At 69.9% G+C, this 13,342-nt stretch carries 8 protein-coding genes and 1 pseudogene; 6 read left to right on the plus strand and 3 right to left on the minus strand.

Annotated elements, in window-relative coordinates; genetic code table 11:
* Nucleotides 1-394: 394 nt before the first annotated feature.
* Nucleotides 395-583, minus strand: a complete 189-nt coding sequence (locus ACWCO3_RS21620) for a hypothetical protein (protein WP_450011670.1) — start codon at nucleotides 581-583, stop codon at nucleotides 395-397.
* A gap of 19 nt (nucleotides 584-602) precedes the next feature.
* Between ACWCO3_RS21620 and ACWCO3_RS21625 the strand changes: the two genes are divergently transcribed.
* From ACWCO3_RS21625 to pulA, 5 genes are all read left to right on the plus strand, one after another.
* Nucleotides 603-1,388, plus strand: coding sequence for a hypothetical protein (locus ACWCO3_RS21625; protein WP_145779899.1), 786 nt, complete (start codon nucleotides 603-605; stop codon nucleotides 1,386-1,388).
* Between the two features lie 37 nt (nucleotides 1,389-1,425).
* Entirely contained in the window at nucleotides 1,426-1,815 is a 390-nt protein-coding gene (locus ACWCO3_RS21630) for a hypothetical protein (protein ID WP_145779900.1), read from the plus strand.
* Nucleotides 1,816-2,007: 192 nt separating this feature from the next.
* Nucleotides 2,008-2,631, plus strand: coding sequence for a cellulose binding domain-containing protein (locus ACWCO3_RS21635; protein WP_450011663.1), 624 nt, complete (start codon nucleotides 2,008-2,010; stop codon nucleotides 2,629-2,631).
* An 80-nt stretch (nucleotides 2,632-2,711) separates the two neighbouring features.
* Complete coding sequence (locus ACWCO3_RS21640) at nucleotides 2,712-3,407, plus strand: cellulose binding domain-containing protein (protein WP_244311612.1); 696 nt, start codon at nucleotides 2,712-2,714, stop codon at nucleotides 3,405-3,407.
* 110 nt (nucleotides 3,408-3,517) lie between these two features.
* The gene (pulA, locus tag ACWCO3_RS21645) at nucleotides 3,518-9,004 is read left to right on the plus strand and encodes a pullulanase-type alpha-1,6-glucosidase (RefSeq protein ID WP_450011665.1); all 5,487 of its coding nucleotides are present in this window, start codon (nucleotides 3,518-3,520) and stop codon (nucleotides 9,002-9,004) included.
* Between the two features lie 68 nt (nucleotides 9,005-9,072).
* Here pulA and ACWCO3_RS21650 read toward each other — a convergent pair whose 3' ends face one another.
* Nucleotides 9,073-10,737 (minus strand): hypothetical protein, encoded by a 1,665-nt coding sequence (locus ACWCO3_RS21650; protein ID WP_357929269.1) that lies wholly within the window; start codon nucleotides 10,735-10,737, stop codon nucleotides 9,073-9,075.
* 294 nt (nucleotides 10,738-11,031) lie between these two features.
* Complete coding sequence (locus ACWCO3_RS21655) at nucleotides 11,032-12,894, minus strand: hypothetical protein (protein WP_450011668.1); 1,863 nt, start codon at nucleotides 12,892-12,894, stop codon at nucleotides 11,032-11,034.
* Nucleotides 12,895-13,091: 197 nt separating this feature from the next.
* Between ACWCO3_RS21655 and ACWCO3_RS21660 the strand changes: the two are divergent.
* Nucleotides 13,092-13,342 (plus strand): annotated as a pseudogene (locus ACWCO3_RS21660) (hypothetical protein); the annotation flags it as partial.

A 13,342-nucleotide genomic window follows, 5' to 3' on the forward strand; every position in this document is an offset into this window, starting at 1 on the left:
TGGTCGGCTACGCGTTCATGGGCGCCGCGCACTCACAGGCGTGGCGCACCGTGAACCGCGTGTTCGACCTGCCGGCGCGGGCCCGGATGGCGCTGCCGAGTGGATCAACCCGTCGGTGCGGGCAACGTGCGGTCTGCGCGCCCCAGGGTGGGCTCAGGTGTCCGCGAACCCCAGCCCTACGTGCACGGTTATGCCCGATTTTTGCGTTATGGGGTCGACGCCTCCCGGCCCGACCAGCCCAACCCGGCCAGGCGGGCTGAGCAATCAAGATCGTGCTCGAACCAGGAAAGAGGGGCTTCAGGCCGGGAGCGAGGCCACTACAACAACGTTCGAGCACGATCAGGGGTGGGCGGCGCCGTAGCCACTGTCCACCCGGGAGCGTCGTGGCGAGTGGTCAGGCGGGGTCGGTGGGCATCGCGGCGTCGCTGGCCTGGGCGTGCCGTTCCAGGAGTCGCTGCCGGATCTCCTCCGGGGTGTACGCGCGTCGGCGTCGTTCGGCCCGTGCGATGACCACGCCGGAGGCTGCGACGCCGGCGAGGCCGGCCAACCCGAGAACCTTCCACCACCGCATTCGTTGCGCCATCGGCCTAGGCTAGACCCTCATGAGCATCAGCCTGGATGAGGCCGTCGAGTTGACCCGCACCGGCGACGTGTGGGTGTTCCGGGGTCGCAGCGTGCCGGACCGGGCGATCCAGTTCACCACCAACAGCCCGGTCAACCACGTTGGCATGGCCGTGGTGCTGGACGACATGCCCCCGTTGATGTGGCATGCGGAGTTGGGCAGGTCGTTGCCGGATCTGTGGTCGGGTACGCACCAGCGTGGCGTCCAGTTGCACGACCTGCGGGACGCGGTCTGCGTCTGGGCCAACAGGTACGGGCAGCGGGCCTGGCTGCGGCAGCTCGATCCGCCGGCCGACGGGGAGATGGAGCGGGCGGTGCTGCAAACCATCGCCCGGTTGGACGGCACCCCGTTCCCGTCTACCGCCCAGTTGGCGTGGCGGTGGGTGCGGGGTCGGGTGCCGGCGCTGCCGCGCCCCGGCCGGTTGTCCGCGCTGACGCGCCCGATCAGGCTGCCCGCGCTGCCGCGCCCCGGCTGGCCGGCGCTGGCACCCCGGCCGATCCCCACCAACTCCGCCGACGCGAACGGCTCTGCGGGTTCCACCAGGCCTGCCAGCCCGGCCGGTTCGGCGGGGGAGCGGGACCGGGCGCTGGAGACGGCGTACTGCGCCGAGGTGGTTGCGGTGACCTATGAGGCGATGGGTTTGCTGCCGGCGGGCCGGCGTCCCAACTGGTACGACCCGGGGCGGTTCTGGAGTGGGGACGACCTGGGTCTGGCCGCCGATGCCCGGCTGGGTTCGGAGATCGAGGTACGGGTGCCGCCTCGTTGAGGTTTGACCTGGGTGGTGACCGGCAATTGCTGTGGCCGTGAACGCCTCCACGGATCTTGACACGCTGGCCGACTTCTTCGACCGGTACGGCGTGGCGCTGACGTCCGGTGACCTGCCGGCCATCGCGGGCTGCTACGCCCTCCCGGGTTTGGTGGTGGCCGACACCTACAGTTTCTCGTTCACGTCACCGGCGGCGGTGGCGTTGTCCTTCGTGGGTGCCGCACCGGACTACCAGGACCGGGAGTTGATCGCGGCGCATGCCCGAATCGAGGATGTGCAGGCGGTGTCCGCGCTGTTGACGATGGTCGCGGTCGAGTGGGAGTTCCTGGACAGCCAGGGGCAGGCGGTGCCGGGGGAGCGGTACCGCTACCTGCTGCGGATCTCGGACGAGGGGCCGGTCATCTGCACCGTCGTCCGGACGGGCTGATCGAGCGGGACCGTCCGCCAGGTCGGGCCGTTTTCCGTAGCGCGTCGGCTGGTCGGCCCGATCCGTACCCGCCCGATTCCCGAGCGGGGCAGTGCTGGCTACGCTGTCGCGTCGGTGGGGACGAGGGGAGACCTGATGGCGGTGCGGCCGGATGGTGCGACAGGGTCGCGGGCGGCTCGAATGTTGGCGTCGGTGCCGTGGATCGTGGTGCTGCTCGGTGTGTGTGCGCTGGTGGTGCTGCTGGTTGTCGCGTTGCTGTCGTTCCGGACCAGGGAGCGGGAGTCCGTACCGCAGGGGGCCCCTCCGGTGTTGCTGCCGACAGTGCCGGCTGCCGCGTCGGCGACGGGTGGGCCGACTCCGGCTGGCGTGGAGCGGCGCTCGGTGTCGCCTCGGCCGTCGCGTAGCAGTCGGACGCCGTCGCCACGGGCTACCGTGACCGGCTCTCCGACGCCGGGGCGGACGGCCGCTCCGTTGGTGTCGACGCCGTCGGCGGGTGCCACGGTCACCGCCCGCTACCAGGTCGGCTCGAACGGCTGGGACGGCGACGCTGCGGTGTTGTCGATCGCGAACGAGACGAGCCGGTCGGTGGACTGGTCGGTGGAGTTGACGTTCGACGAGGACCTCTGGGCGTTGCGCCTCAGCGACGACTCGGGGATCTCGATGCGGGGACGTGGGAACGGCGAGTTCGTGTTGCGGGGGACCCGTTCGCTGGAGCCGGGTGCTTCGCGGACGGTGCGTCTACGCGTCGGGTGGGGTGAGTCCGCGCAGCGGCCGCAGCGGTGCACCATCAACGGGGTCGCCTGTCGGCTCGGCTGAGTGGACGTTGGGCGGTGTCGGCGCTTTCCGGTCCGGCCGCTGATCGCTACGCTGCCCGGACGGTCCGCTGAGGGAGGTTCATGTCCGGCATGCGTCGCGCACCGCGACTGACGCCCGGTCCGGCCGCGATCGTGTCGTCGCCCTGGGTCGTGGTGGGCGCTGGTGTGGTCGTGATGGTGGTCCTGCTCGTCATGACCCTGGGTGCGTACCGGGGGCGTAGCCCGGCGCCGGACGGGGCGTCGGCGCCGCCGGCGTTGCCGCTGCCGTCGGCGGAGGCAACGCCGAGTCGACCCACGCCGGTGGCGTCGCCGGTCCCGGTGATGCCGGGGTTGTCCGGGCGTGCGAGCGGGTTGCCGCCGAGCGCCGTGACCGGTTCACCGTCGCCGTCGGTCGCCCCGCCGGTCAGTCCGCCCGGTCAGCCGGTGGTGACGCGGTCGCCGACTCGTGCTCCGCAGGGGCAGCCGACGTTCAGCGGGCGGTACCGGGTGGTGCAGAGCTTCGACGGGGGCTTCATCGGCGAGGTGGCGATGGTCAACGTGTCCGCGCAGAGCCGTGGGTGGACGGTGCGGTTGGAGTTCTCCGGTGGGCGGTTCGTGACCGCCTGGGTGGAGGGTGTGCCACAGGGGACGGTCCGGCAGTTCGACAACGGTTTCACGTACGTCAGTGGGGTGGACGTGCGTCCCGGGGGGTCGGTGTCGTTGCGGTTCCACATGGAGCGGACGTCCAGCACACCGCGGTTGTGCACTGTCGACGGGGTGCGCTGCGGCGGCTTCTGAGTCGCGCTTCCGCAAGGTTGCTGCTCTGTTGCGACCATGTTTGCAAGTCATTGCAGAATCTTTCGGCAAGGGTTAGCGTGCGGCCATTCAGCGACCAGAGGAAGGCGTCGATGAAACCCTCGCCGATACCGCACACCGCCCTGGCCCTCGTCTCCCTGCTCACAGTGACGCTCGTCGGCACCTCGGTCGCCGTGCCGGCCGCAGCGGCAGCCCCGCGCCCGTCCGGCGCTGCCGTCGTCACCGCCGGCGCCGCCGCCCAATGGAGCAACGAACCGACCGCCGAGGCGCTGTCGAAGGCCGGCGGCAACTCCGCGCGGGCCGAGCAGTTCTACTTCGTCCTGCCGGACCGCTTCGCCAACGGTGACCCCCGCAACGACAGGGGTGGCCTCGCCGGTGACCGGCTGCGGACCGGGCTCGACCCGACCGACAAGGGCTTCTACCACGGCGGTGACCTCAAGGGCGTCATCGACAAGTTGGACTACATCCAAGGGATGGGCACCACCGCCATCTGGCTCGCCCCGATCTTCAAGAACCGGCCGGTACAGAGGTCCGGCAATGACGTCTCCGCCGGTTACCACGGTTACTGGATCACCGACTTCACCGAGGTGGACCCCCACTTCGGCACGATGGCGGAGATGAAGCGGCTGGTGAAGCTCGCCCACCAGCGCGGCATCAAGGTCTACCTCGACGTGATCGTCAATCACACCGCCGACGTCATCAAGTACGCCGAGGGCTCCTACGGGTACGTGGACAAGGCGGCCTCGCCGTACACCGACGCCCTGGGGCGGGCGTTCGAGGACCGGAACTACGCCGACGGCAGCCGGGCGTTTCCGCCGGTCGACAAGGAGTCGTTCCCGTACACCCCGAAGTTCGACGAGCCGAAGGACGCCACTGTCAAGGTCCCGGCCTGGCTGAACGACGTCACCATGTACCACAACCGGGGCGACTCCACCTTCGCGGGCGAGAACAGCGAGTACGGCGACTTCTTCGGTCTCGACGACCTGTGGACCGAGCGGCCCGAGGTGGTCCAGGGGATGACGAAGGCGTACGGGGACTGGATCGGTGCCACCGGCGTCGACGGGTTCCGGCTGGACACCGTGAAGCACGTCAACATGGACTTCTGGCCGCAGTTCAGCCAGGGCATCGAACGGGCCGCCGAGAAGGCCGGCAAGAAGGATTTCTTCATGTTCGGTGAGGTGTACAGCGCCGACCCGGAGATCAGTTCCCGCTACGTCCGGCAGGGTGGCCTACCGGCGACTCTCGACTTCGCGTTCCAGGAGGCCGCGCGCGGGTACACCGCCGGCGCGGGGTCGGCGAAGGCGCTCGCCGACGTGTACGCCCGCGACGACCTCTACGCCGCCCGGAACACCGACGCGGGCCGGCTGACCACCTTCCTCGGCAACCACGACATGGGCCGGATCGGGTCGTTCGTCGCCGGTGGTGGCACCGACCCGGCCAGTCACCTGCGCCGTGACCAGCTCGCGCACCAGTTGATGTTCCTGACGCGCGGCCAGCCGGTGATCTACTCCGGTGACGAGCAGGGCTTCACCGGGCCCGGCGGGGACAAGGACGCCCGGCAGGACATGTTCGCGTCGAAGGTGCCCGACTATCTCGACGACGACCTGCTCGGCACCGACCGCACCCACGCCAGCGACCAGTTCGACACCGGCCACCCGCTGTACCGGACCATCGCCGAGCTGGGTCGGCTTCGCCAGGCACACCCGGCGCTGCGCGACGGTGTGCAGGTCACCCGGTACGCCGCCGACGGCCCGGGCGTCTTCGCCGCCTCCCGGGTCGCCCCTGCGGACCGGATCGAGTACGTGGTGGCGGTGAACAACGCCGACACCGCGCAGACTGTCACGGTGGACACCTGGTCGGCCGGTGCCACCTTCACCGGCATCTACGGCGACACCGGCCGTGCCACGGCGAACGCCGACGGCAAGCTGGCCCTCACCGTGCCGCCGCTGTCGGCGGTGGTGCACCGGGCCGGCACCCCCGTCGCGCGTCCCGCCGCCGCGCCGCGCATCACCCTCACCATGCCGGACGCTCCGGTCGCCACCCGGGCCGCGGTGACCGCCCAGGTGACCGGTGATCCCCTCGCCACGGTCACCGTCGCCGCCCGGGTCGCGGGAGGCCGGTGGACGTTGCTGGGCAGCGCCGACCGCGCGCCGTACACGGTGCAGCACGACCTGACCGGCCTGGCCGGCGGCACCCGGGTCGAGTACAAGGCGGTGGTCCGCGACGGCCGGGGTCGCACCGCGACCGCCCGGTCCGCCGTCACCGTGGGCACGCCGCCGCAGGGCGGGTCCCGGGAGTGGGCGGTGGTGCACTACCAGCGTCCCGCCGGTGGGTACGACGACTGGGGGTTGTACGCCTGGGGTGACATCGACCCGGGGTACGTCACCGAGTGGCCCAAGGGGCAGCCGTTCGCCGGGGAGGACTCCTACGGCCGGTTCGCCTGGGTGAAGCTCAAGCCGGGTGCGACGTCGGTCGGGTTCGTGGTGGTCGACAAGGACGGTGACAAGGATGTCGCCCAGGACCGCAGCATCGATGTCACCGCCACCGGGGAGATCTGGCTCAAGCAGGGCGACCCGGTGGTCTACCCGACTCGGCAGGCGGCCACCGGTGAACCGGACCCGCCGGTCGAGGAGGACACCGCGCTGATCCACTACAGGAGGGCCGACGGCAACTACGACGGTTGGGGTCTGCACGTGTGGGACGGTGCGGCCGACCCGACCGAGTGGTCCGCGCCGCTGAAGCCGATAAGGACTGACGCGTTCGGAGCGGTGTTCCGGGTGCCTCTGGCGGCCGGTGCGACCGGGCTGAACTACATCATCCACCAGGGCGACACCAAGGACCTGCCCGACGACCAGCGGCTCGACTTCGGCAGCGTCGGCCGGGAGGTGTGGCTGCTCGCCGCCACACCTGGCCGGTTGCTGCCGTCGACGGCGACCAGCGCCAGCGGGGACACCGACATCACCAAGCAGAAGGCGCACTGGATCGACAGGTCCACAGTGGCGTGGCAGACCCCGCCGACCGACGGCAGGACGTACGCGCTGGTCGTCGCCCCGGAGGGCGGCGTCGCAGTTGCCGACGGGGAGCTGACCGGGGCGTACACCAGCCTGCCGTTGCGGGCGCAGCGCAACGGGCTCACCGAGGCCCAGCGCACGGCGTTTCCGCACCTGTGGTCGTACCGCAGCTTCACGCTGGATCGGCGCGACCTGGCCAAGGTCCCGGCGGCGCTGCGGGGGCAGGTGTTGGTGACCGAGCGCGACGCGTCGGGCGCCCTGCTCGCGGCGACCGGTGTGCAGATCCCCGGCGTGCTCGACGACGTGTACTCCCGTGCCACCGACGCCACCCTCGGGCCGACCTTCGCCGGACGGACGCCGAGCCTCGCGGTGTGGGCGCCGACCGCGCGGACGGTGACATTGCAGTTGTTCGACTCACCGACCGCCACGCCGAAGGCCGTGCCGATGCGCCGCGACGACCGCACCGGCGTCTGGTCGGCACGCGGCGACCAGAGCTGGACCGGTAGGTACTACCGCTACCAGGTGCGGGCGTGGCAGCCGGCGGCGCAGAAGATGGTCACCGCGTCGGTGACCGACCCGTACTCGGTGGCCCTCGCCGCGGACTCCACGCACAGCCTGCTGGTCGACCTGAACGACGCGGCGCTGGCCCCGGCGGGCTGGCGGACGCTGCGCAAACCTCCGCCGGTGCCGCCCGCGAAGGCGCAGGTCTCCGAACTGTCGGTGCGCGACTTCTCCATCGCCGACGAGACCGTACCGGCCGAGCGGCGGGGGACGTTCCTCGCCTTCACCGACCCGAGAACCGCCGGGATGACCCACCTGAAGGCGCTCGGCGACGCCGGCGTCACCCACCTGCACCTGCTGCCGGCCTTCGACTTCGCGACGATCCCGGAGAAGCGGGCCGACCAGCGTCAGCCGGCCTGCGACCTGGCGGCGCTCCCGCCGGACTCCGCCGAACAGCAGAAGTGCGTGGCGGCGGTCGCCGAGACCGACGGCTACAACTGGGGGTACGACCCGCTGCACTACACGGTGCCCGAGGGCGGCTACGCCGTCGACCCGGTCGGCGCGGCGCGGACCACCGAGTTCCGGCGGATGGTCGCCGGGGTCAACGGCGCCGGTCTGCGGGTGGTCATGGACGTGGTCTACAACCACACGGCGGCGGCCGGCACGGACGAGAAATCGGTGCTCGACCAGGTGGTGCCCGGCTACTACCACCGGCTGTTGGACGACGGTACGGTGGCCAACTCCACCTGCTGCGCCAACACCGCCCCCGAGCACGCCATGATGGGCAAACTTGTCGTCGACTCGCTCGTCACGTGGGCCCGGCAGTACAAGGTGGACGGTTTCCGGTTCGACCTGATGGGTCACCACCCGAAGGCGAACATCCTGGCCGTCCGCCAGGCCCTGGACCGGCTGACTGTCGCCCGCGACGGTGTGGACGGCAGATCGATCCTGCTGTACGGCGAGGGCTGGGACTTCGGCGAGGTCGCGGGCGACGCCCGTTTCGTCCAGGCCACCCAGGCCAACATGGCCGGCACCGGCATCGGCACCTTCAACGACCGGCTCCGTGACGCGGTGCGCGGCGGCGGACCGTTCGACACCAACCCCCGCGCGCAGGGCTTCGCGTCCGGGCTCTACACCGACCCGAACGGCGACGAGGTCAACGGGTCGCCGGCGGAGCAGAAGGCGGATCTGCTGCGCGCCCACGACCTGATCAAGGTGGGGCTGACCGGCAACCTGCGCGACTACCGCTTCACCGACACCACCGGACGGCAGGTCACCGGGGCGCAGGTGGACTACAACGGCTCCCCGGCCGGCTACACCGCCGCACCGGGGGAGGCCGTCACCTACGTCGACGCGCACGACAACGAGATCCTGTACGACGCCCTGGCGTACAAACTGCCGCAGGCCACCTCGGCGACCGACCGTTCCCGGATGCAGGTGCTGGCACTCGGCACCGTGGTACTGGGCCAGGGCACCGGGTTCGTCACCGCCGGCACCGAACGGCTGCGGTCGAAGTCGTTGGACCGCAACTCGTACAACTCCGGTGACTGGTTCAACCAGATCCGGTGGGGCTGCGAACAGGGCAACGGTTTCGGCACCGGCCTACCGCCCGCGCCTGACAACGAGGACAAGTGGCCGTACGCGAAGCCGCTGCTGGCGGACCCGGCACTGGTGCCCGACTGCGCGGCGATCAACACCACCGACGCCCGGTACGCCGAACTGCTGCGCATCCGGGCGTCGTCGCCGGTGTTCGGGCTGGCCAACGCCGAGCAGGTGCAGCGGCGGGTGGCGTTCCCGCTGTCCGGGGCGCAGGAGACGCCCGGAGTACTGACCATGACGCTGGACGCCCGCGGGCTGGGTGGACAGTGGACGTCGGTGACCGTCGTCTTCAACGCCACCCCGAAGACGACCACGCAGACGGTGACCGGCCTGCGCGGGGCGGACGTGGCGTTGCACCCGGTGCTGGTCGACTCGGCCGACCCGGTGCTGCGTACCGCCTCGTTCGACCGGGCCGCCGGGACGTTCACCGTGCCGGCGCGCAGCGTGGCGGTCTTCGTCCAGAGGTGACGCGAACCGGCCCCCTCCCGCTGGTGCGGAAGGGGGCCGGTCTGTGTGCTGTTGTCACCCGAGGGTGATCAGGCGAAGCAGTTCTCGATGGTTCCGCCCGGGATGGCCAGGCAGTTCGTCGGGCGGTTCGCGGTGATCGCGGACTTGTCGTCCACGTTCACCTCCCCGAAGAAGCTGAAGACACCGCCCGGAGCGAAGGTGGAGAAGTTGTGGGCGACCTTCGTCTTCGACAGGTTGACCTCGCCGAAGATGTTGAAGATGCCGCCGCCGACCCCGATCGGGCCGATGGCCCGGTTGCCGACGACCTCGCTGTCACGCAGCGTGGTGACGCTGAAGGCGTTGAAGAGCCCGCCGCCGAAGAAGCCGGCGGTGTTGTCCTTGATGCTGCTCTTCTCGAACGTGGCCACGCTGTCGAAGGCGATGGCCACACCGCCACCGACGCCCGCGGTGCTGTTCTTCTCCACGGTGGCGTGGTGCAGGTTCAGCTGGCTGTCCGCCGCGGCGATACCACCACCGGCGAGAACCGCGGTGTTCGAGACGAACTTGGTCTCGTACGCCGTGGTGTTGCCCTCGATGTCGAGGTAGCCACCGCCGAAGCCCAGCGTCTCGTTGTCGTTGATCTCGGCCTTCTTGAGCTCGACCGTTCCGCCGTCGACGTCGTCGGCGAAGATCCGAGCGGCACCGTTGGAGATACCGCCACCACCGATGATGGCCGTGTTGTCGTTGATCTTCGACTCCTCGACCTTGAGCAGGCCGGCGTTGAAGACACCACCACCGAAGAAGAAGGCGGTGTTACGGGTCACGGTGCTGTGCCAGATCTTCGTGGTGCCGAAGTTGGCCACACCACCACCGTTGCCGCCCGACTGGTTCAGGACGACCTCGGACTCCAGGATCTCGGCGGTGCCACCCGGCTGGACCAGGATGCCGGCACCGTCGGTCGCCTCCGGGTACTCGACGAGCGGCGTGACGACGCCCCCCTTGGCAGCCGGCGCGGCCTTGGCCGTGACCTTCGGCGCGGCCTTGAGGCCGGCCTTCGGGTTGGCCTGCCGGGCGGAGAGCGCCTCGTTCAGCGGCGTGCCCGCCTTCACCTGGGCCGCGATCGCCTCGGAGTCCGAGTACGACGCCCAGACGGCCGCCGGTTCGACACTGTTGAACAGTTCGAGGGTCTGGCCGCCCTTGATGGTCAGGCCCTTGATGGTGAGGTGCCCACCACTGCCGACGTTGAGGATCCGGAAGTAGTCCGCCGTGGCTTCCCGGGCGATCGTGGTGTGCTCGCCCTTGAGCGTGATCCGCTCGGTGATCACCGGCAGGCCGTTGCCCTGGTAGTCGTTGCGGGTCAGGTTGTAGGTGCAGCCCTTGGCCAGTTCCAGCACACCGCCGTGCTTGCTGTTGGCGAAGACGATCGCCTGGATCAGCTTGTCGGTGTCGCAGGGCACCTCCTTCCCGCGCTCGTGGTCCTTGTCCTTGTCCTTGTCCTTGTCCCGGTCCTTGTCCTTGTCCCGGTCCTCGTTCTTGTCCCAGTCGCGCGACTCGTCACCCCGCTGGTCACCGTCCTTGCTGACCTGTGCGGTGTTCCAGTTCAGGCCGACCGCTCCGGCGCTGCCCGCGACGCCCACCGCCGCGAGACTGATCACGCCCGTCAAACCGGCCACGCCACTGGCGAGCCAGAGCTTGCGGCGGCGCTTGGCCGTCGCCCGCCCGGAGGCTTCGTTGTTCGTTAGGTAGTTGGACATCGGAGCTCTCTGCCCTCTCCTCGTACCAGACAGGGTCGCCGCCGTCAGACGGGCGTCCCCTGCTACAAATCGGTTGTAGCTCCCAAAACCACCGTATGAGAAGGATCCTCGCCTCGCGGGCTTATCCGAGAGAACCCCACATTCGGTTCATGTCCGGCCCGGACCGCCCGCGAGGCCCCGGTTGGGCACGCGCCCCCCGGAGGGTCACTGAGCTGCCCAAATGGGTACGCCCCTCCGCGCCGAGGACCGGCTCGGAGGGGCGCACCCTCTATGTGGATCAGCCATCCGTTCCGGTCAGAAGCAGCCGGGAACGTTCAGGCAGTTGGTGGGGCGGTTGGCGGACACCGCGGACTCGTCGTCCAGCCGGACAAAGCTGCCGAGGCCGTTGGAGATCCCGCCGGGCGGAAGGGTGGCGAAGTTGTGCGTCACCTTCGTCCGACGGAGCGTGATCTCCCCGCCATCCGTGTTGTAGATACCGCCGCCGCTGGCCACCGGGCCGATGGCCCGGTTGCCCGTCACGTCGCTGTCGCGCAGCGTTGTGACGCTGTCCTCGTTGAAGAGGCCGCCACCGAAGAACCCTGCGGTGTTGTCCTTGATGGCGGTGTCCTCGATCGTCGCGACGCTGTCGAAGGCAACCGCCACACCGCCACCCACGCCGGCGGTGCTGTTCTTGGCCACCGTCGCGTGCTTGAGTGTGAGCTGGCTGTCGGCCACCGCGACGCCGCCACCGGCGAGGACCGCCGTGTTGTCGCTGACCTTCGTCTCGTGCAGGGTCGTGGTGCCCTCGACATCCAGGACGCCGCCGCCGAAGCCGAGCGTCTCGTTGTCGGTGACCTCGCTCTTGTAGACCCAGACCGAGCCGCCGTCGACATCGTCGGTGAAGATCCGGGCAGCGCCGTTGGAGATGCCACCGCCGCCGATGATGCCGGTGTTGTCCTTCACCTTCGACTCGTCCACCTGGAGCACGCCGGCATTGAAGATGCCGCCGCCGAAGAAGAACGCGGTGTTGTGGGCCACCGTCGTCTTGCTGAACCTGGTGCTGCCGAAGTTGGCCAGCCCGCCGCCGTTGCCACCGGACTGGTTGTAGAGCAACTCGCTGTCCAGGATCTCCGCACGACCACCGGGCTGCACCAGCACCCCGGCGCCGTCAGTGAACCCGGGCTCCTCGACCAACGGCGTCACCGCCGGTGCGGCTACCGGAACTGCCTTGGCCGCTGCCGCCTTGGCCTCGGTGGCCGGCTTGGCCTCGGCTGCCAGCTTGGCCTTGGTCTTGGCCGTCGGCTTCGCTGCCGTTGTCGCCTTGGTTGCTGCCGCTGGCTTCGCTTCCGGCTTGACCGGCTTGACCGGCTTGACCGCCGCCTTGGCCTCCGCCTTCGTCTCCGCCTTGGCCGCCGCCGCCTTGGCCGCCGCCGCAGGCTTGGCTGCCGGTGCTGCCTTGACTGCTGCTGCCGGCTTGGCCGCCTCGGCCGCTGCCGTCGACGACCGGACCAGGGCGGAGTACGGCGCCCAGACCGTCGCCGGGTCGGCGGTGACCGCGGACCGAAGGGTCTGCCCACCCCTGATGCTCAGGCCCTTGAGGGTGAGGTGCCCGCCGGCGCCGACGTTGAGAATGCGGAAGTAGTCAGCGGTGGCCTCACGGCCGATGGTGGTGTGCTCGCCCTTGAGGGTGATGGGCTGAGTGATCACCGGCAGGCCATTGCCGTCCTGGTTGCGGGTCAGGGTGTAGGTGCAGCCCTTCGCCAACTCCAGCACGCCGCCGTCGTCGTTGTTCGCGAACGTGATGGCCTGGATCAGCTTGTCGCTGTCGCACGGCACCTGCCTGGTGCGGTCCTTCTCGTCGCGCTTGTCGTCCTTGCCGGACCGGTCGTCGAAGCCGCTCCAGTCGTCGCCGCTCCACTCGTCGTCCCGACCGTCGCTCTTCGAGCCGCCCTCGTCCGCGCCGCCGGCGTCACTGACGCTCTGCCGGTTGGTCGACGGCTGCGCGTCCGAGACCTGGTCGGATTTGGGCTTGTCGTCGCGGGCGGCCACGCCGCCGAGGGCCGCCAGACCGACCACACCGGTCAGCCCGGCCACGCCGGCGACCCACAGCGCCCGCCTTCGTCGTGTCGGCGGAGCTGTCGAGGCCCCGCCGTCGGTACTCGTTACGTCGTTGGACATCAGAGCCTTCCGCCCTTTCCTGCTACCAGACGGGGTCGCACCGCCTGGGGCGCCACGACCAGCTACAAATGGGTTGTAGCCTCTGATCCCCACCGTATGAGAACCATCTTCGCGATGCGGACGTATCCGAGATAACCCCGCATTCGGCTCAGGCCGGTTGAGGTCGGGCAACCGGTTCGGGGTGGTGGAAAGGGGGCGTGAGCAGCGCAAACGCCGACGGAAAGCGCAGCCTGACCCACGGGCTGCGGAGTGATCCACTCCATATCGCCGATATCGCGCTGTCCCCGCAGCCGGATACCGCCACTTCGGCGATATGGAGTGGATCACGCGCCGGGCCTCTCGCCGGGCGCTGGCGGGGCGACGACGACCTGGCCAGTTTCCTCGCCTCCGCCGAGGACATGGACCGGTACATCGACGCCGTCACCGCCATCGCCGACTCCGTCGGGGC

The organism is Micromonospora sp. NPDC002411 (genome assembly GCF_053592955.1).